Source organism: Bradyrhizobium sp. B039 (assembly GCF_038965675.1).
Classification (GTDB): Bacteria; Pseudomonadota; Alphaproteobacteria; order Rhizobiales; family Xanthobacteraceae; genus Bradyrhizobium; species Bradyrhizobium diazoefficiens.
On the sequence record NZ_CP152416.1, the window covers coordinates 2,800,326 to 2,820,279 of the forward strand.

A 19,954-nucleotide genomic window follows, 5' to 3' on the forward strand; every position below is an offset into this window, starting at 1 on the left:
AGATTGCCCTATGTCGCGCGGCCGACGGTCGAGCGCAGGCGCGGATCGACCACGGTGTAGAGGATATCGACCACCAGATTGATGGCGACGAAAATCAGCGAGACCATCAGCAGGTAGGCGGCCATAATCGGGATATCGACGTTTTGCACGGCCTGAACGAACAGAAGTCCCATGCCCGGCCACTGGAACACGGTTTCGGTGATGATCGAAAATGCAATAACCGAGCCAAACTGGAGCCCGGCTACCGTGATCACGGGAATGAGCGTGTTCTTCAGCGCGTGTCCGAAATGGATGGCACGGGTGGTGAGCCCCCGGGCGCGGGCGAAGCGGATATAGTCGGTTCGCAGCACTTCCAGCATCTCCGCCCGCACCAGCCGCATGATCAGGGTCATCTGGAATAGGCCGAGCGTGATCGAGGGCATGATCAGCGCCTTCAGGCCCGACAGCGTGAGCAGGCCCGTCGTCCACCAGCCGAGCTTGACCACCTCGCCGCGGCCGAACGAGGGCAGCCAGCCCAGCGTCACCGCGAACAGATAGATCAGGAGGATGCCGATCAGGAACGTCGGCAGCGAGATGCCGATCAATGAGACCGCCTGGAATAATTTGGCGAGCGCGGTGTCGCGCTTGAGCGCCGAATAGACTCCCATCAGGATCCCGAACACCATTGCGAACACGGTCGCGCAGATCGCAAGTTCCAGCGTCGCGGGCATGCGCTCCATCAATAGCGCCGAGACCGGCTGGCGGAACTGGTAGGACACGCCGAACTTGAACTGCGCGGCATCGCCGAAATAGCGCACGAACTGCACCGGCACGGGATCATCGAGGCCGAGCGACTTGCGCACGGCTTCGCGTTCGGCCGCCGACGTGTCGATCGAGACGATCTGGTTGACGGGATCGCCGGCGAATCGGAACATCGAGAACGCGATGATGCCGACGGCAAACATGACGCCGATAGCCTGAACGGCGCGGCGTAGAGTGAAAGCGAGCATTTCTTCCACTGTCCTTGGGTGCGCTTACAGCCGACGACTTTGTCGGCCGGAAAAGGAAAGGTCCCGGAAGCCTGACGCTCCCGGGACCTCGTGTTCAACTGACGCTATTCCTTCTTGGTCGCCCAATGGAACATGACCAGATTGTCGGCGCGCTGCGGCAGGTTGACCTTCTTCGATACGCCCCAGGCCAGCGCCTGCTGGTGCAGCGGGATGTAGGACCAGTCCTTGTTGCCGATTTCGTAGGCCTGCTTGATCAGCTGGTTGCGCTTGGCGGTGTCGGTTTCGACCAGCACCTTGTCGGTGATGGCGTCGAACTCCTTGTTGCAGTAGCCGCCGAGATTGGCCTCGCCCCGTGAGGATTTCGCATCGTCGCGGCAGCCCATGATGTCAAAGAGCACGTTGTGAGAATCCATCGTGCTCGGCGTCCAGCCCAGCATGTAGAACGAGGTCTGGTAGCCGCCTTGCTTCAGCACCTTGGCGAAGTACTGTGCCTTCGGCTGCGCCAGCAGATTGATCTTGACGCCGATGCGGGCAAGCATGCCGACCACGGCCTGGCAGATCGCGGCGTCGTTGACATAACGATCGTTCGGGCAGTCCATGGTGACCTCGAAGCCGTCGGGATAGCCGGCCTCGGTCAGGAGCTTCTTGGCGCCGTCGGGATCGAATTTCGGCCGCGTGAATTCCTTGGACAGTATGAACAGCTCCGGCGCGATCATCAGCGCCGACGGCGTCGCCAGCCCGCGCATCACGCGCGTCTTGATCAGCTCGATGTCGATCGCCTTGTAGAACGCCTCGCGGACCTTGATGTCCTTGAACGGGTTCTTGCCCTTGATGTTGGAGTAGAGCAGCTCATCGCGCATCTGGTCGAAGCCGATGAAGATGGTGCGCAGCTCCGGCCCCTTCAGCACCTGGGCATTCGGGCTGGAATCGACGCGGGAGATGTCCTGGATCGGCACCGGCTCGATGACGTCGACTTCGCCCGAGAGCAGGGCGGCGACGCGGGTGGCGTCGGAGGAGATCGGGGTGAAGATGATCTCCTTCAAATTGCCTTCGACCTTGCCCCAGTAATTGGGATTGGCCTTGAACACCGTCTTCACGCCGGGCTGATGGCTCTCGATGATGAAGGGGCCGGTGCCGTTCTCGTGGAGCGAGGCGTAGCTCGGCGTGGTCGCTGCCACCGGCGTCGGGTCGACGACGTTGTTCTCCTCGGCCCATTTCTTGTCCATGATGTACCAGACATCCCACGCGTTATGCAGGATGGGGTTGGGCGAGGGCAGGACGAAATCGACGGTGTAGTCGTCGACCTTGACCACCTTGACGTCGGGCGCAAGGCGGGTCTGCATGTTGGACCCCTTCTTGCGCACGCGATCGGCCGAGAACACCACGTCGTCGGCGGTGAACGGGTCGCCGTTGTGGAACTTCACGCCCTTGCGCAGATGGAAGCGCCAGCGGGTCGGCTCCGGAGTTTCCCAGCTTTCCGCCAGCGCCGGAATGATCTTGAGGTCCTTGTCGCGCGCGGTGAGGCCTTGATAGACGTGACCGAGATGAGCGTGGGTGGTGCTCTCGTTGAGCGTATAGGGATCGAGCGACTTCAGGTCACCCTGGTTGGCATAACGTAGCGTCTGGCTCGACGCCGGCGAGACCGCCAACGCAAGCGTACCGGCGAGCGTCGCCGCAAACAGAGTTCGTCCGACTGACATTCTTGACCCTCTCCACTCTGCCGCGCCGTGATTTTTGATTGTTCGGCGGGGCTGATCGATCCATGTTGCCCAGAGTTCACGACCCGTGCAAGCGCCATTCCAGCAAGGAACGCGCCAAGTTGCACCGCTGTGCAGCAATGCTGACCGGCAATCTAGGGGAGGCTGGCGCGCGAACGACATTCGACTTTCGACCTGTGAAGTCCCGGGGTAAAGGGAAATTGGCCCTGTCGGCCGTTGGCGTCTCAGCCGTCCGAGCTGCGGTCGCGGCCGAGCAATTTGATTGACCATACCCGCCGATTGCGGGAGCCGGCGCCCCGCGGCGCGTCCGAGGTCGCTTGCGTTGCACACCGTGTCGCGGCGATACTCCAACAGAGTGCTCGAATCTCATCCGGAGGGGACATGAAAGTTAACATCGAAATCGACTGCACCCCCCTCGAGGCCCGTCAGTTCTTCGGATTGCCGGACGTCTCGCCGATGCAGATTGCCGTCATGGACAAGCTGCAGCAGCAGGTCCTGAGCAATATCGACAAGGTCTCGCCAGAATCGCTGATCCAGAGCTGGTTCACTTTCGATCCGAAGCTTGCCGAGCGGTTTCAGGACATGTTCGTCACCATGGCCGGCCTCGGCGGAACGCGCAGCAGCGATAAGAAGAAATAATGTCGGCCGGGCGGGACGGGCCGCAAGCGTCTGACCGGCTTCGTCCGCCGGGCCTTGGTTTGCTGCTCGCCGAAGCCCGCGGCCTGTTCGAGTTGAACGCCAGCCTGCTGTTGTCGCCGTTGCTGATGCGCGCGCCCAGGGGCGACGGCCATCCGGTGCTGACGCTGCCGGGCTTTCTCGCCAGCGATCTTTCGATGGCGCCGATGCGGCGCTATCTGAGCGAGCTCGGCTATGAGGCACATGCCTGGCGGATGGGCCGCAATCTCGGCGGGCTGGGGCGGATGCGGGAGGCCTTGCGCACCCGTCTCGCCGAGATCCACGCCGCGAGGGGGCGCAAGGTCAGCCTGGTCGGATGGAGCCTCGGCGGCGTCTATGCCCGCGATCTCGCGCTCCAGGCGCCCGACATGGTCCGTTACGTCATTACGCTCGGCAGTCCTTTTGCCAACGACGTGCGGGCGACCAACGCCACGCGGCTCTATGAGGCGCTGTCCGGCGAGCGGGTCGAGGATTTTGCCGAACTGCGCGAGGCGATCGCCGGCGATCTGCCGGTGCCGGCGACGTCGATCTATTCCCGCGCCGATGGCGTCGTGAACTGGCGGACCTGTCTGTTGCGCCCCTCGGACCATGCCGAGAACATCGAGGTGCACCTGGCGAGCCATATCGGGCTCGGCGTTAACCCCGCCGCGCTGTGGGCCGTGGCGGACCGGCTGGCGCAACCGGAGGGGGAGTTCTGGCCATTTGACCGGGCAGGGCCGTTTGCCATTGCATATGCCCCGCCGGAGCGGGCAATATCGGCCTGACGAGAAGCGCCGTCCAAGGCGCCCGTCAAATCTTGCGGGAGGGAACCATGGCTGACGGTAAGAAGCTGTCGTCGCTGGATGCGTCGTTTCTCTATCTGGAAACGCCGGAAATGCCGATGCATGTCGGCAGCATGGCGATCTTTCGCCTGCCCGACGATTACAAGGGCGACTTCTTCGAAGACTTCAAGGCGATGATCGTCTCGCGCCTGCACATCGCGCCGATCCTGAAGGCGCGGCTGGAGAAGGCGCCGCTCGACATCGACCATCCCTCCTGGGTCGAGGACGATCAGTTCGACATTGACCGTCACATCTTCCGCGCCAGCCTGCCGCAGCCGCGCGACCGCGCCACGCTGGAACGCATCGTCGGCTGGATGCACGCCAAGCTCTTGAACCGCGCCCGCCCGCTCTGGGAATTCTACGTGTTCGAGGGCATGAAGGACAACGAGGTCGGGCTCTATTCCAAGATGCACCATGCCGCCATCGACGGCGGTGCCGGCGCGGCGCTGACCAACATGATCTACGACATCTCGCCGATCCCGCGGAAGGTCGATCCGCCGGCGGCGGGAGCCAAGCCGGGGCAGGAGCCGCGTGACATCGCCGCCAACCTGCTCGATTCCTATCAGCAGCTTTTCAGCCAGCCGCTCGATGCTTCGGCCGCTGCGAAGAACCTGCAGCTGCCCCGCACCGGCAAGAGCGACATCGGCTCGATCCTGTTCGACAACGCGATGTACCAGATCGAGAGCGCGGTGCGCTTCGCCGGCAACATCCCGACCGTGCTCAAGAGCGTGTCCGACGTGCTCGGCAAGGTCGCCGATCCGAAGTCGCGCGAGAGCCTCGCCAGCATGGTGTCGCCGCCGACCATGCTCAACAAGACCATCTCCTCGGAGCGCAGCTTCGCCGGCGTGTCGATCCCGCTGTCGCGGGCGAAGGCGCTGGCCAAGCAGGCCGGCGGCAAGCTCAACGACGTCGTGCTGGCGCTCGCCTCCGGCGTGGTCCGCCGCTATCTCCAGCAATATGGCACGCTGCCGGCGAAATCCTTGACCGCCGCCGTGCCGATCTCGCTGCGCGAGGAAGGCAACACCGAGGCCAACAACCAGGTGTTCGGCATGATCTGCGCGATCGCGACCGACATCGACGATCCCAAGGCCCGACTGGAGGCGATCATCGCGCAATCGACCAAGTCCAAGGAGATGTCGCATCCGCTGCGCGCCCTGATGCCGCAAGTGTCCAACATCTCGATGCTGGGCGCGCCGATCATGGTGCAGATCCTGGCCTTGCTCTACAGCCGCTCGAACCTGTCGGACGTGCTGCCGCCGGCCGCCAACATCACGGTGTCCAACGTGCCCGGGCCGCGGCAGACGCTCTACGCCGCCGGCGCGGAGCTGCTGCACATCTTCCCGGTGTCGATCTCGACGCACGGGCAGGCGCTCAACATCACGGTGCAAAGCTATCGCGACCAGCTCGATTTCGGTTTCATTGTCGGTGCCAACATCATTCCGCATGTGCAGGTGATGTGTGACATGCTGCCCGAGGAGTTTGCTGCGCTGGAGGCGGCCTATGCGCCGCCAGCGGCCGACATCAAGGGCGCTGCTGAGTAGGAATGTCCCGATGATCGAAATGCCGCCGCTCAAGTTCGTGCAGACGAACGGAATCCGCATGGGTTATTACGAGGCGGGTCCGGTCTCCGACACCCCGCCGATGGTGCTGTGCCATGGCTGGCCGGAGCTCGCCTTTTCCTGGCGCCATCAGATCAAGGCGCTGAGCGAGGCCGGAATCCGGGTGATCGCGCCGGACCAGCGCGGTTATGGCGCGACCGACCGGCCCGAGCCGGTCGAGGACTACGATATCGAGCACCTGACCGGCGACCTCGTCGGTCTGCTCGATCATCTCGGGATCGACAAGGCGATCTTCGTCGGCCACGACTGGGGCGGCTTCATCGTCTGGCAGATGCCGCTGCGGCATATCGGCCGCGTCGCCGGCGTGGTCGGCATCAATACCCCCCATACCAACCGGGCCTGGGCCGATCCGATCGAACTCCTGCGCGCGCGGTTTGGCGACAAGATGTACATCGTGCAGTTCCAGGACCCGTCGCGTGAAGCCGACAGGATTTTCGGCAGCCGCGTCGAGCAAACCTTCGATGCATTCATGCGCAAGCCGGCGCCGCGCCCGCCCGATGCGCCGGCGGAGGAAGTGATTGCCGGCGTGGGCGCTTCGCCGCGGGTCAATCTGGCGTTTCCGCAGATGATTGCGGCCTATGACGCCAAGCACGATCCGCGTACGCCGATCCTGTCGCCGGAAGAGAAGAAGGTGTTTGTCGACAATTTCACCAGGACCGGCTTCACCGGCGGCATCAACTGGTACCGCAACATGTCGCGCAACTGGATACGCTCCGAAGGACTCGATCATACGGTACGCGTGCCGTCGCTGATGATCATGGCCGAGAACGACGCGGTGCTGCCGCCGTCTTCCGCCGATGGCATGGACAAGCTGATTCCCGATCTCGAAAAATATCTGGTCCGCGACAGCGGCCATTGGACGCAGCAGGAGAAGCCGGACGAGGTCAGCGCCAAGCTGATCGAATGGCGTAGAAGGCGGTTTGGGTGACGATGCCGTCGTCAGTGTAAATGGAACGTCATTCCGGGGCGCCCGAAGGGCGAACCCGGAATCTCGAGATTCCGGGTTCGATGCTGCGCATCGCCCCGGAATGACGCGATCAGGGGGAAGCGCACGTCAATGTCATCCAAGAACCGTCTGGACCCGATCCCGCAGCCGCCGACCAAGCCGGTGGTCGGCAATATGCTGTCGCTGGACTCGGCGGCTCCGGTGCAGCACCTGATGCGGCTCGCCAAGGAGCTCGGCCCGATCTTCTGGCTCGACATGATGGGCTCGCCGATCGTCGTCGTCTCCGGCCACGATCTCGTCGACGAGCTGTCCGACGAGAAGCGCTTCGACAAGACGGTGCGCGGCGCGCTGCGGCGCGTGCGTGCGGTCGGCGGCGACGGCCTGTTCACCGCCGACACCAGGGAGCCGAACTGGAGCAAGGCGCACAACATCCTGCTCCAGCCGTTCGGCAACCGAGCGATGCAGTCCTACCACCCGAGCATGGTCGACATCGCCGAGCAGCTCGTCCAAAAATGGGAGCGGCTCAACGCCGACGACGAGATCGACGTCGTCCACGACATGACCGCCCTGACGCTGGACACGATCGGCCTGTGCGGCTTCGAGTACCGATTCAATTCGTTCTACCGGCGCGACTACCATCCCTTCGTCGAGTCGCTGGTGCGCTCGCTCGAAACCATTATGATGACGCGGGGTCTGCCGTTCGAGCAGATCTGGATGCAGAAGCGGCGCAAGACCCTCGCTGAAGACGTCGCCTTCATGAACAAGATGGTCGACGAGATCATCGCGGAGCGCCGCAAGAGCGCGGAGGGGATTGACGACAAGAAGGACATGCTCGCGGCGATGATGACCGGCGTCGACCGCTCGACCGGCGAGCAGCTCGACGACGTCAACATCCGCTACCAGATCAACACGTTTTTGATCGCCGGCCACGAGACGACAAGCGGCCTGTTGTCCTACACGCTCTATGCGCTCTTGAAGCATCCCGACATCCTCAAGAAGGCCTATGACGAGGTCGATCGCGTCTTCGGTCCAGATGTCAACGCGAAGCCGACCTATCAGCAGGTGACGCAGCTCACCTACATCACGCAGATCCTGAAAGAGGCGCTGCGGCTGTGGCCGCCGGCGCCGGCCTACGGCATCTCACCGCTCGCGGACGAAACCATCGGCGGCGGCAAGTACAAGCTCAGGAAGGGCACGTTCATCACCATTCTGGTGACGGCGCTGCATCGCGATCCCTCCGTCTGGGGGCCGAATCCCGATGCCTTCGATCCCGAAAATTTCAGTCGCGAGGCGGAGGCCAAGCGGCCGATCAATGCCTGGAAGCCGTTCGGCAACGGTCAGCGCGCCTGCATCGGCCGCGGCTTTGCCATGCACGAGGCGGCGCTCGCGCTCGGCATGATCCTCCAGCGTTTCAAGCTGATCGACCACCAGCGCTATCAGATGCACCTGAAGGAAACCCTGACGATGAAGCCGGAGGGCTTCAAGATCAAGGTTCGTCCGCGCGCCGATCGCGAGCGCGGTGCCTATGGCGGGCCTGTCGCGGCTGTGTCCTCGGCGCCGCGAGCACCGCGTAAGCCGACGGCGCGGCCCGGCCACAACACGCCGATGTTGGTGCTGTACGGCTCCAATCTCGGCACCGCCGAAGAACTCGCGACACGCATGGCCGACCTCGCCGAGATCAACGGCTTTGCCGTGCATCTCGGGGCGCTCGACGAATACGTCGGCAAGCTGCCGCAGGAGGGCGGCGTGCTGATCATCTGCGCCTCCTATAACGGAGCGCCGCCGGACAATGCGACGCAATTCGTCAAATGGCTCGGCAGCGACCTGCCCAAGGATGCCTTTGCCAATGTGCGCTACGCCGTGTTCGGCTGCGGCAACAGCGACTGGGCCGCGACCTATCAATCGGTGCCGCGCTTCATCGACGAGCAATTGTCGGGGCATGGCGCGCGCGCGGTCTATCCGCGCGGCGAAGGCGATGCGCGCAGCGATCTCGACGGCCAGTTCCAGAAATGGTTCCCGGCAGCTGCCCAGGTCGCGACCAAGGAGTTCGGCATCGACTGGAACTTCACCCGCACCGCGGAGGACGATCCGCTCTACGCGATCGAGCCTGTCGCGGTGACTGCCGTCAACACCATCGTGGCCCAGGGCGGCGCGGTGGCGATGAAGGTGCTGGTCAATGACGAGCTTCAGAACAAGAGCGGGTCCAATCCGTCGGAGCGCTCGACGCGCCATATCGAGGTGCAGCTGCCGTCCAACATCACCTACCGCGTCGGCGATCATCTGAGCGTCGTTCCGCGCAACGATCCGACGCTGGTGGATTCGGTCGCCCGCCGCTTCGGCTTCCTGCCGGCCGACCAGATCAGGCTTCAGGTGGCCGAAGGCCGCCGTGCCCAATTGCCGGTCGGCGAGGCCGTGTCGGTCGGCCGCCTGCTCAGCGAGTTCGTCGAGCTGCAGCAGGTGGCGACGCGAAAGCAGATCCAGATCATGGCCGAGCACACGCGCTGTCCAGTCACCAAGCCGAAGCTGCTGACCTTCGTCGGCGAGGAGGCCGAGCCGGCCGAGCGCTATCGCACCGAGATTCTGGCGAGGCGCAAATCGGTGTACGATCTACTGCTCGAATATCCGGCCTGCGAATTGCCGTTCCACGTCTATCTGGAAATGCTCTCGCTGTTGGCGCCGCGCTATTACTCGATCTCTTCCTCGCCTTCGGTCGATCCGGCGCGGTGCAGTATCACGGTCGGCGTCGTCGAGGGGCCGGCCGCTTCCGGGCGCGGCGTCTACAAAGGCATCTGCTCGAACTATCTCGCCAACCGGCGCGCGAGCGATGGGATCTACGCGACGGTGCGCGAGACCAAGGCCGGCTTCCGGCTCCCGGACGATTCATCCGTGCCGATCATCATGATCGGCCCGGGCACGGGACTGGCGCCGTTCCGCGGCTTCCTCCAGGAGCGCGCCGCGCGCAAGGCGAAAGGCGCTTCGCTTGGCCCGGCCATGCTGTTCTTCGGCTGCCGCCACCCCGATCAGGATTTTCTCTACGCCGACGAGCTGAAGGCGCTGGCGGCAAGCGGCGTCACCGAGCTCTTCACCGCGTTCTCGCGCGCGGCCGGACCGAAGACCTATGTGCAGCATGTGCTCGCGGCGCAGAAGGACAAGGTCTGGCCGCTGATCGAGCAGGGCGCCATCATCTACGTCTGCGGCGACGGCGGCAAAATGGAGCCCGACGTGAAGGCAGCGCTCGTTGCGATCCGTCGCGAGAAGAGCGGTAGCGATGCCGCCACGGCCGCGCGCTGGATCGAGGAGATGGGCGCGACGAATCGCTATGTGCTCGACGTCTGGGCGGGCGGTTAGGCCGGGCTACGAAGCAAATCGTGCTAAAGCTCTCCCATGATTCCCTGGGAAAAGACCGACACCGCCAAAGTCCCCGGCTCCGACGAAGAGCTCCGTCTGATGCGGCGGGGCAAGGAGTTCTCCATCAAGCTCGGCACCAACGAGCTGATGAACAATCGCCTGTCGGGCTCCGAGGCCGCACTTGCGACGCTGGCGGCGAAGCAGATCGAGACGGTCGGAAAGCCCGTCGTCCTGATCGGCGGCCTCGGCATGGGCTTTACGCTGCGTGCGGCGCTGGCCGTGCTTGGAGCTAAGGCGAAGATCGTGGTGTCCGAGCTCGTGCCGGCGGTGGTTGCCTGGGCGCGAGGTCCGATGGCGGAGGTTTTTGGCGACAGCCTCGACGATCCCCGTGTCAAGATCCGGGAGACCGACGTTGGAGAAATCATCCGCGCGCAGCGATCGGCCTTCGATGCCATCCTCCTCGACGTCGACAACGGGCCGGAGGGGCTGACCCGGAAGGGCAATGATGCGCTCTACAACGCGGGCGGGTTGAAGGCGGCCAAGACGGCGCTGCGGCCGGGCGGCGTGCTCGCCGTCTGGTCGTCGGGGCCCAACCCGGCATTCACCAGGCGCCTTAGGAGCGCCAGCTTCGACGTGAATGAAGTCAGTGTCCGCGCAACCGGCAGAGGCGGCGGCGCGCGTCATGTGATCTGGATCGCGCGGAAGAGCTAGGCGGTTCTTTTGCGCTGCGCTTGATCCGGCCTGCGCATCCACAATGTCAGAATCGTAAGGTGGGCAAAGCGACTTGTCCGCCGTAGCTCGAAGAGCGTAGGCGGAAGCGTGCCCACCAGTCTAGTTAGAGGTGTCGATGGTTGGTGGGCACGGCCCGCGAAGGGCGCGCCTTTGCCCACCCTACGAGCTAGAACATCGTGTTGTTGTTCGCGGGATTTTCGGGGATCGGCTGTACGACGTCCCAGTGCTCGACGATCTTGCCGCTCTCCAGCTTGAAGATGTCGACGATCGCGTTGCCCCTTGTGCCGGGCTCGCGAACCGCGTGCACGTGGAGAATGACATAGTCGCCGTCGGCGAAGGAGCGTTTGATCTCGCTGTGCGAGTTCGGAAACTTTTCACGAAGGAAGCCGATGAACTTCCGAAAGCCGTCCGGACCATCGGCTGCATTTGGATTGTGCTGCACATAGCGGTTGCCCATATAGGCGATGGCCGCATCGGCGTCCTTCTGATTGAGGCCCTTCTCGTAGAAGGCAAGCACGGCGGTACGGTTGGCTTCTTCTTGCGCGCTGGCCGCGCTTGCGGCGCCGTTGCCGAGGAACAGCATGAGAATGGAGGCCGCAATCATTGCGACCGGCCGGACGATGGGATGCATGTGAACTCCGAGAGGCCGCAGCCTCTTTCTCTTGCGACTGAGGGAGGCCTGTATAGCTTCCGTGCCGGCGTGCGTTAAGAGAGTAACCGGCAGCTCACATGGTTACCGTGAGGAGACTGCTCGCGTCGGGTCTACGCCGCCTGTGCTGCCGCTCCATGCGCGTGCTTGTCGATGGCGCCGATAATCTTGGGCCAGAAACGCATCGGCAGCGCGTGGCCCATGCCTTCGACCATCAACAGCTTCGCGCCTGGAATTGATGCTGCCGTGTCCTTGCCACCTTCGGGATGGACCAGGGGATCAACCGTGCCGTGGATCACCAGCGTCGGCGTCTTCATGGCATGCAGCCGCTCCTTGCGGCTGCCCGAGGCAAGCACGGCGCGGAGCTGCCGGCCGACACCGGCCGGATTGAGCCCGCGCGCGAACACGCGCTCGGCACGATCAGGGTCGAGTGCTTCCTCTTCCGGAAAGGCCCCGGCGCGCAACACCTTCCAGGTCTGGCCGTAGCGGACGACGAACTCCTCCTTGCTGCGCGGCGGCGGCGCCATCAGCATGGCGGCGGCCTCGCGTGTCGGCGGCGGCACGCGCGGATTGCCCGTCGTCGACATGATCGAGGTCAGCGAGCGAACGCGCTCGGGAAACGACAGCGTCACCTCCTGCGCGATCATACCGCCCATGGAGGCGCCGACCAGATGCGCCGACTTGATGCCGAGCGCGTCCATCAGGCCCACGGTGTCCCTGGCCATGTCGATCAGCTTGTAGGTTGCGGCTACGGGAATCCTGAGGAAGCGGAGCTTCAACAGCTCGAGCGGCGTCAGCCGCTTGCCGCCCGCGAGATGGCTCGACTTGCCGATGTCGCGGTTGTCGAAGCGGATCACGCGAAAGCCGTGCACGGCGAGCTGCTCGCAGAACGCATCGTCCCAATGGATCATCTGCGCCCCGAGCCCCATGATCAGCAGCAGCGGCTCGGCGTTGTCGTTGCCAAAAATCTCGTAGCAAATGTCGATGCCGTTGGCGCGGACGGTCTGGGGCGGCTGATGGGCGTTCACGGGCGCGGTCCCTCCTGCTGATGATGCTGTATCGCACGGTTTCCCGCCGCAAAGAAGCGGCGCGCGCATCAGCGCACCCGCTGCTTGCCGGTTGACCGGCACCGCGCAACGGTGTGGTATGGCGAAAAAAGAAGGGCATCGCAGCTCTCGATTTCAGGAGGACGCCGATGGCCGACAAGACCAACGACCCCGTTGCCGTGTGGCAGAAGATGGTTGGCGAGATGGAGAAGGGGTTCAACTCTTTCGCCAATCAAGCCATGTCGTCGCCTGAGTTCTCGCAAGCGATGAATCGGGCCGGCGGCGTTGCTGCAGGTGCTCAGAAGCAGCTCGGCGAGCTCATGGAGAAATACCTTGTCAGCATGAATCTGCCGAGCCGGGAGCAGGTCACGGGTCTTGCGGAACGGCTGCAGTCGATCGAGGTCCAGATCGGCGAGATGAAGTCGATGCTGAGCCAGATGGCGGCAGGTTCCGGACTGTCGCAAGGCTTCGACGGTGCGCCGCGGCCGCCGCGGACGAAACGCCCGCCCTCCGAAGGCGGAGAGCCCAAATGAACGCGCCGACGGGACTTGATTTCGCCTCCATCCCGGAGCGCATCCAGTCCGAGGTGCAGCGCGCAATCCAGCGCAGCATCAAGGGCGTCGAATATTTCTCGACCTCCGGCCCGACGCTAGGCTCGACGCCGAAAGACGTGCTGCATTCACGCGGCACGATGAGCCTCTACCACTATCGGCCGATGTCGGACGAGATCTACCGGGTGCCGGTGCTGATCGTGATGGCGACCACCAATCGAGGCTACATCCTCGACCTCGTGCCCGGCCAGAGCTTCATCGAGTTCCTCCTGAGGCGCGGCTACGACGTCTACATGCTCGACTGGAGCGCGCCGCGTCCGGAAGAGAAGAGCCTGCGCATGGAGGACTACGTCCTCGACTTTATCCCGGATTGCGTCCGCCGCGTGCAGCAGGATTCCGGCGAGCAGGACGTCTCCGTCATCGGCTACTGCTTCGGTGGCGTGCTGTCGCTGCTCTACGGCTCGATCCACAAGGACGGGCCAATGAAGAACTTGATCTGCTTCACTACGCCGATCGACTTCCGCGAGATGAAGCTGTTCTCCAATTTCTCCGACCGCCGCTATTTCGACGTCGATCGCCTTGTCGACAGCATCGGCAACGTGCCGCCGGAGATGATCCTGTCCTCGTTCGAGATGCTGCGCCCGGCCTCGCGCACGGTGAGCCAGATCCAGCTCTGGGAAAACATCTGGAACGACGAGTTCGTCAAGTCCTACCGGATGTTCGATCGCTGGGCGACCGATACGCTGCCGCTGGCGGGCGAGTATTTCCGCACCATCACCAAGGACCTGATGTGGGACAACAAGCTGTTCAACGACACCATGTCGGTCGGTGGCCGTGCGGCGAAGCTCGAGGATATCAAGGTGCCGATCCTGCATGCGGTCGCCGAGCACGACCACATCGTGCCCTATGATGCCGCAAAACATTTGATCGCGAAGATTGGATCGGCGGACAAGGAAGAGGTGATGCTGAAGGGCGGGCACGTCTCGCTGGTCGCCGGCGCCAACGCGGTGAAACGGCTGTGGCCGAAACTGGACTCCTGGCTGGGGAAGAGATCGACATGAGTGAGCAGCGTTCCTATCCGCGTCAGGTCAAGACCGACGCCGGCGAGATCGAGATCCGCTTGATGTCGCCTGCGGACGAAGCCGCGGTGCTCGCCTTTGGCAAGGGCCTGCCGACGCACGATCTGCTCTTCCTGCCCCGCAACATCAGCGAGCCAAAAGTGCTCTCGGCCTGGGTCAAGGAGATCGAGCGCGGTGCGATCACGAGCCTGCTCGCCGTGAAGGACGGCAAGGTCGTCGGCTGCGGCACGCTGGTGCGCGATCCGCATTCCTGGTCGCCCCATGTCGGCGAGATTCGCATGGTGGTCTCGCTCGACGTGCGCGGGAAGGGGGTGGGGCGGGCGCTGTCGCAGGAGACCTTTGCGCTCGCGCTCGGCGCCGGCCTGGAAAAGCTCTCGGTCCAGATGACGGTCGACCAGCAGGCGGCGATCGCGGTGTTCGAAAGCCTTGGCTTCAAGGCCGAGGCGCTGCTGCGCGACCACGTCCGCGACGTCGATGGCAAGACCCACGACATTGTCGTGCTCGGCCACAACATCGCGCAGGTCCAGGCCCAGATGGAGGCCTATGGGCTGCCAGGTGCCGTCCAGCTCTAAAGACCGCGATCAGGCACGCCTTCGCCGGGATTGGTGAGGGAGGCATCATATTGCCTCCTGTTAAGGCTGTTCACGATTTCGTGATACTGCAGCGCAATATGAATGTTGCATCGCACAATTAACTATGCCATATAGGCCGTGCCCCGGGCCAATGCGGACGGGGTGAGCCCATAGCTCAGACCATTGAGGATGGAGAGAACCCCATGACCACTGAAACCAACACCGCTTTCGAGGGCTTCAAGGACGCTTTCAAGAACATCCAGAACCTGGAAGTTCCCGAGGCCGCCCGCGAATTCGTCAAGAAGACCGCCAACACCGCCAAGGACCGTGCTGCCGAGGTGTTCGCTGGCTCCGAGCGCGTGACCGCCGCCGTCGAGAACGCGGTGACCGAGTCCGTCACCGAGGCCGGCAAGATCAGCCGCAACATCCAGCAGGCGATCTACGAGGACGCTGAAGCGTTCTTCTCGGGCATCGACAAGCTCGCGTCCGCCAAGTCGTTCAGCGAAGCCGTCGAGATCCAGTCGAGCCTGCTCCGCTCCCGCGGCGAAGCGTTCGTCTCGCGCGCCAAGGCGACCACCGACTATCTCGGCAAGCTCGCCGCCAATGGTGCGAAGTCCGCTCAGGACAACTTTGCCAAGGTCTACAACAAGACCGCCTGATTGCGCGTCGCGTTGATAAACTGAATTTTGAGGCCCGCTTCGGCGGGCCTTGTTTTTTGCGCCGCCGTCATCGTCGGTCGTCATTCCGGGTCCGGTCCTGCGGATCGTCCCGGAATGACGTAAGCTCGGTGAATCATGACTTCTCCCGCCACCTTCTCCTTCGACACTCCCGGTGACGCCGAGCGGGCGGCCGAGTTGCGCCGCGTGAAAGCATTGGCGACGCTGGTGCTGGCCTCGATGCTGGCCTTGTTCGTCGTCGCGAAATGGCTTTTGCCCGTGCATCCTGTGTTCGGCTTCATCGCGGCCTTCGCAGAAGCCGCGACCATCGGCGGCCTCGCTGACTGGTATGCCGTGGTCGCGCTGTTCAAGCGGCCGCTCGGCCTGCCGATCCCGCATACCGCGATCATCCAGAGCAACCAGGCCCGCATCGCCGACAAGCTCGGCGAGTTCATCCAGGTGCATTTTCTCGAGGCCGGACCCGTCGAGGCCAAGCTGAACGAGATCGATTTCGGCTCCTTCGTTGCCGACTGGCTGCGCGATCGCAAGCGCAGCGAGGATCTCGCGCGCTTCGCGCTGCGTTTGTTGCCGGAGGCCTTCTCCGCGACCGAGACCTCCGGCCTGATGACCTTCATCATCCGCCGCATGTCCTCGCAGCTCCAGGCGATCGACCTCGCGCCGCTCGCCGCCGGCACGCTGCGCGGCTTCGTTGCGGAAGGGCGGCACCAGATCCTGTTCGACGATCTCCTGCGCGTGATGCATGACACGCTGAACCAGAAAGAGACGATGGCGATGATCCGCGAGAAGGTGCGCGCGGAGTTGCCGACCCTGCTCAGGCTCTACCGCGCCGACAAGTTTCTGGTGAACAAGATCGTGGCGTCGGCCACGGCCTTCTTCAACGAGGTGCGCAGCGATCCCAAGCATCCGTTCCGCGGCGAGTTCGATCGCATGGTGCTGACCTTCGTCGACCGGCTCGGCACCGACCAGGCCTACATCGATCGCATCGACGGCCTGAAACGCGATCTGCTGGCGCGGCCCGAGCTTGCAGATCTCGCCCGCACCGTCTGGGCCAACACGCGCTCCTTCATCGAGCGCAGCGCCTCCGGCGAGACACAGGTGCTTCAGCATCATCTCGTCGGCATGTTCGTCGCCGCGGGCGAGGCGCTCGCCGGCGATGCCGAACTGCGCGGCGAGATCAACAAGGGTCTGGTGACGGTGCTGCGCAGCTTCGTCGCCGACCAGAAGAGCGGCGTCTCCACCTTCATCTCCGACCAGGTCAAGGCCTGGGATATGGCGCAGCTGATTTCGCTGATCGAAATCAACATCGGCCGTGACCTGCAATACATCCGCTTCAACGGCTCGCTGATCGGCGGGCTGGCCGGACTTGCGCTCTACTCCGTAGAATTCCTGCTTCGATTGCTGTGACTTTTGCGTCACTGACGTTAGCATTAACGCGCGGGCCTATTGTGGCCCCGCGTCTCTCCCGCTTGAATGTCGGGCACCGGCCGCCTAGCTGATTCATGTTGCGCTGCGGAACGTTCAAGAAGCCGGCGTATTGGAATTCATGCCCATTTGCCGGCATCGCGGCCGGCGCCGTCCCAAGGGAAACATTGATGACCGCTACTGCCCAGACGCTGCGTCCGCCGTCCCGTACCCTGATGTTTCTGGAAGGGCGCGCGATCCACGAGTTCGGCGCATTCCTCGGCGCGCTGCCACTGCTGAGCCTCGCGCCGCGCGGCGATGGGCATCCGGTGCTGGTGCTGCCGGGCCTTGTGGCCTCCGACGCGTCCACGCGCGCGCTACGCACCTTTCTGTCAGGCAAGGGCTACGCGGTGAGTGGCTGGCGCCAGGGCCGCAACTATGGCCTGCGTCCGGGCGTGCAGCATGCGATGGTCGACCTGGTCCAGGAGCTCAGCGACACGCATGGCCGCAAGATCAGCCTAGTCGGCTGGAGCCTCGGCGGCCTCTATGCGCGCCAGCTCGCCAAGATGATGCCCGAGCGCGTGCGTCAGGTGATCACCCTCGGCAGCCCCTTTGCCGGCGATCCGCATTCCACCAATGCCTGGCGTGTCTATGAATGGGCGAGCGGGCAGAAGGCCGATCAGGTCGATCCGCGCTTCGGCGGCGAACTCGCCGTTCCGCCGCCGGTGCCGACCACCGCCATCTTCAGCCGCACCGACGGCGTCTGCGCCTGGCAGGGCTGCATGGAGAAGTCCGGCGCGCAGACCGAGAGCATCGAGATCGAGAGCAGCCATTGCGGCATGGGGCATCACCCGGCTGCGGTTTACGCTGTCGCCGACCGGCTTGCGCAGAAGGAAGGCCAGTGGAAGCCCTTCGACCGCAGCGGCTGGCGCAGCCTGGCGTATCCCGATCCGCATAGGTAGCTTCTTTGCCTCTCCCCGCGTGCGGGGAGAGGCCGACACGCGAAGCGTGGCGGGTGAGGGGGCTATCCGCGAGTCCGTCTGTTACCTTTATTGCTGAGGCAGCCCCTCACCCCAACCCTCTCAGCGCGAACGAAGGTCGTCGCGGCCCCGTAAGAACGGGGAGAGGGAGAGTAACAGCGTCGCTCCCGTCCATTGTCGCGCCTGCACCAAACGCGCTATGCCTCGCACATGGCGCATCCGCTCTCCCGCATCATCGATCAGCTCAAGCGCGAACCGTCGCGCACCGGCTCCATCGTCATCACCGTGTTCGGCGACGCCATCGTGCCGCGCGGGGGCTCGGTGTGGCTCGGCACGCTGCTGGAGTTCTTCGAACGCCTGGACATCGACAGCGGTGTGGTGCGCACCGCGATGTCGCGCCTGGCGGCTGACGGCTGGCTGACGCGTGAAAAGGTCGGCCGCAACAGTTTCTATCGTCTCGCCGACAAGGGTCACCAGACCTTCGAGGCCGCGACGCGCCACATCTACGATCCGCCGCCGTCGGACTGGACCGGGTGTTTCGAGCTGCTGCTGATCAATGGCGAGGACCGCGACGCCTCGCGCGAGGCGCTGCGCAATGCCGGCTTCGGCAGTCCGCTGCCCGGCGTGTGGGTTGCGCCGTCGGGCGTGCCGGTGCCGGACGAGGCTGCGGGCGCTATCCGTCTCGAGGTCTCCGCGGAGGACGACAGCGGGCGCCGGCTGCTCAGCGCGAGCTGGCCGCTCGATCGCACCGCGGATGCCTATCTGAAATTCATGAAGACGTTCGAGCCGCTGCGCGCCGCGATCGGCCGCGGAACGACTCTCTCCGACGCCGACGCCTTCACCGCGCGGATCCTGCTGATCCACCACTATCGCCGCGTCGTGCTGCGCGATCCGCTGCTGCCCGAGAGCCTGCTGCCTGCGGATTGGCCGGGCAGGGCCGCCCGCGAACTCTGCGGCGAGATCTATCGCGCGCTGCTTGCTCCGTCCGAACAATGGCTTGATGGCCATGGAACCAATGAAAAAGGGCCATTGCCGGCGGCGCGAAAACTCCTGGAACGAAGGTTCGGCGCCTGATCTTTATGTTACAGAAATATCTTGCATGACGTAATTTCTGTTATATATTATCTCCCAATAAAACGGGAGGATGCGCATGTACACCCAGGCGCTGAACACGGCCGAGACCGACGATCGCGGTCTTGAGGACGCAGGCAGGGCTGCGCAGTTCCAGGCCCGCATCGATGCGGAGGAACGCATCGAGCCGAACGACTGGATGCCGGCGGCCTATCGCAAGACGCTCACCCGCCAGATCTCCCAGCACGCCCATTCCGAAATCGTCGGCATGCTGCCCGAAGGCAACTGGATCACGCGTGCGCCGACCTTGCGCCGCAAGGCCGCGCTGCTCGCCAAGGTGCAGGACGAGTGTGGCCACGGGCTCTATCTCTATGCCGCCGCAGAAACGCTTGGCGCCTCGCGCGAGGAGCTGGTCGATGCCATGCTCGCCGGCAAGGCCAAGTACTCGTCCATCTTCAACTATCCGACGCTGACCTGGGCCGACATCGGCACCATCGGCTGGTTGGTGGACGGCGCCGCGATCATGAACCAGATCCCGCTGTGCCGCTGCTCCTACGGTCCCTATGCGCGCGCGATGATCCGCGTCTGCAAGGAGGAATCGTTCCACCAGCGCCAGGGCTACGAGATCATGCTGACGCTGTGCCGCGGCTCGGACGAGCAGAAGGCGATGGCGCAGGATGCGCTGAACCGTTGGTGGTGGCCGGTGCTGATGATGTTCGGTCCGCCCGATGCCACGAGCCAGCACAGCGACACCTCGACGAAGTGGAAGATCAAGCGCTTCTCCAATGACGAGCTGCGCCAGAAATTCGTCGATGCCACCGTGCCGCAGGCGCAATATCTCGGCCTCACCATTCCCGATCCCGGCATGACGCAGGATGCCGAGGGGCACTGGCGCTACAGCGAGATCGACTGGACCGAATTCAAGCAGGTTCTTGCCGGCAACGGCCCCTGCAATCGGGATCGCATGGCGGCGCGCCGCAAGGCGCACGAGGAGGGGGCCTGGGTGCGCGAAGCCGCCGCCGCCTATGCCGCGAAGCGCGCGCGTCGCCAGACCGCGCAAGCAGCCGAGTAAGGAGATCA

Annotated in this window: 18 protein-coding genes; 14 read left to right on the top strand and 4 right to left on the bottom strand. The window is 64.0% G+C overall.

The window, feature by feature from the left end; genetic code table 11:
* Positions 1-8: 8 nt before the first annotated feature.
* Positions 9-989: an ABC transporter permease gene (locus AAFG50_RS13190; protein ID WP_028172429.1), complete on the bottom strand. Its 981-nt coding sequence runs from the start codon at positions 987-989 to the stop codon at positions 9-11.
* Positions 990-1,093: 104 nt separating this feature from the next.
* A complete protein-coding gene (locus tag AAFG50_RS13195) occupies positions 1,094-2,689 on the bottom strand; it encodes an ABC transporter substrate-binding protein (RefSeq protein WP_011085661.1) in 1,596 nt (531 codons plus the stop codon).
* A gap of 399 nt (positions 2,690-3,088) precedes the next feature.
* On the opposite strand from AAFG50_RS13195, the gene AAFG50_RS13200 reads away from it, so the two are divergent.
* From AAFG50_RS13200 to AAFG50_RS13225, 6 genes are all read left to right on the top strand, one after another.
* Positions 3,089-3,346 carry a DUF6489 family protein gene (locus tag AAFG50_RS13200; RefSeq protein WP_011085662.1) on the top strand — a complete coding sequence of 86 codons (258 nt, stop codon included), beginning with the start codon at positions 3,089-3,091 and terminating at the stop codon, positions 3,344-3,346.
* Positions 3,346-4,146 carry an alpha/beta hydrolase gene (locus AAFG50_RS13205; RefSeq protein WP_011085663.1) on the top strand — a complete coding sequence of 267 codons (801 nt, stop codon included), beginning with the start codon at positions 3,346-3,348 and terminating at the stop codon, positions 4,144-4,146. Before AAFG50_RS13200 ends, AAFG50_RS13205 begins: the two co-directional genes overlap by 1 nt.
* Before the next feature lie 47 nt (positions 4,147-4,193).
* Positions 4,194-5,744, top strand: coding sequence for a wax ester/triacylglycerol synthase family O-acyltransferase (locus AAFG50_RS13210; RefSeq protein WP_028172428.1), 1,551 nt, complete (start codon positions 4,194-4,196; stop codon positions 5,742-5,744).
* A 10-nt stretch (positions 5,745-5,754) separates the two neighbouring features.
* The gene (locus AAFG50_RS13215) at positions 5,755-6,750 is read left to right on the top strand and encodes an alpha/beta hydrolase (protein ID WP_028172427.1); all 996 of its coding nucleotides are present in this window, start codon (positions 5,755-5,757) and stop codon (positions 6,748-6,750) included.
* Between the two features lie 129 nt (positions 6,751-6,879).
* Positions 6,880-10,116, top strand: a complete 3,237-nt coding sequence (locus tag AAFG50_RS13220; protein ID WP_028172426.1) for a cytochrome P450 — start codon at positions 6,880-6,882, stop codon at positions 10,114-10,116.
* A 36-nt stretch (positions 10,117-10,152) separates the two neighbouring features.
* Positions 10,153-10,827, top strand: coding sequence for a spermidine synthase (locus tag AAFG50_RS13225; RefSeq protein ID WP_028172425.1), 675 nt, complete (start codon positions 10,153-10,155; stop codon positions 10,825-10,827).
* Between the two features lie 187 nt (positions 10,828-11,014).
* Here the strand turns inward: AAFG50_RS13225 and AAFG50_RS13230 are convergent, their stop codons facing one another.
* Together AAFG50_RS13230 and AAFG50_RS13235 are read right to left on the bottom strand one after the other, a co-directional pair.
* Positions 11,015-11,479, bottom strand: coding sequence for a nuclear transport factor 2 family protein (locus AAFG50_RS13230; RefSeq protein ID WP_028172424.1), 465 nt, complete (start codon positions 11,477-11,479; stop codon positions 11,015-11,017).
* 131 nt (positions 11,480-11,610) lie between these two features.
* Positions 11,611-12,525: an alpha/beta hydrolase gene (locus AAFG50_RS13235; protein WP_028172423.1), complete on the bottom strand. Its 915-nt coding sequence runs from the start codon at positions 12,523-12,525 to the stop codon at positions 11,611-11,613.
* Between the two features lie 167 nt (positions 12,526-12,692).
* Between AAFG50_RS13235 and AAFG50_RS13240 the strand changes: the two genes are divergently transcribed.
* From AAFG50_RS13240 to paaA, 8 genes are all read left to right on the top strand, one after another.
* The gene (locus tag AAFG50_RS13240; RefSeq protein ID WP_028172422.1) at positions 12,693-13,076 is read left to right on the top strand and encodes a hypothetical protein; all 384 of its coding nucleotides are present in this window, start codon (positions 12,693-12,695) and stop codon (positions 13,074-13,076) included.
* Positions 13,073-14,155, top strand: a complete 1,083-nt coding sequence (locus tag AAFG50_RS13245; RefSeq protein ID WP_011085669.1) for an alpha/beta fold hydrolase — start codon at positions 13,073-13,075, stop codon at positions 14,153-14,155. The genes AAFG50_RS13240 and AAFG50_RS13245 overlap by 4 nt, the downstream gene beginning before the upstream one ends.
* Positions 14,152-14,745: a GNAT family N-acetyltransferase gene (locus tag AAFG50_RS13250; protein WP_028172421.1), complete on the top strand. Its 594-nt coding sequence runs from the start codon at positions 14,152-14,154 to the stop codon at positions 14,743-14,745. The genes AAFG50_RS13245 and AAFG50_RS13250 overlap by 4 nt, the downstream gene beginning before the upstream one ends.
* 203 nt (positions 14,746-14,948) lie before the next feature.
* Complete coding sequence (locus tag AAFG50_RS13255; RefSeq protein WP_011085671.1) at positions 14,949-15,404, top strand: phasin; 456 nt, start codon at positions 14,949-14,951, stop codon at positions 15,402-15,404.
* A 135-nt stretch (positions 15,405-15,539) separates the two neighbouring features.
* Positions 15,540-16,826, top strand: a complete 1,287-nt coding sequence (locus AAFG50_RS13260; RefSeq protein WP_011085672.1) for a DUF445 domain-containing protein — start codon at positions 15,540-15,542, stop codon at positions 16,824-16,826.
* A gap of 188 nt (positions 16,827-17,014) precedes the next feature.
* Positions 17,015-17,785: an alpha/beta fold hydrolase gene (locus tag AAFG50_RS13265; RefSeq protein WP_028172420.1), complete on the top strand. Its 771-nt coding sequence runs from the start codon at positions 17,015-17,017 to the stop codon at positions 17,783-17,785.
* A gap of 228 nt (positions 17,786-18,013) precedes the next feature.
* Positions 18,014-18,877 carry a phenylacetic acid degradation operon negative regulatory protein PaaX gene (paaX, locus tag AAFG50_RS13270; RefSeq protein WP_028172419.1) on the top strand — a complete coding sequence of 288 codons (864 nt, stop codon included), beginning with the start codon at positions 18,014-18,016 and terminating at the stop codon, positions 18,875-18,877.
* Between the two features lie 76 nt (positions 18,878-18,953).
* Positions 18,954-19,946: a 1,2-phenylacetyl-CoA epoxidase subunit PaaA gene (gene paaA / locus AAFG50_RS13275; protein ID WP_028172418.1), complete on the top strand. Its 993-nt coding sequence runs from the start codon at positions 18,954-18,956 to the stop codon at positions 19,944-19,946.
* Positions 19,947-19,954 lie beyond the last annotated feature (8 nt).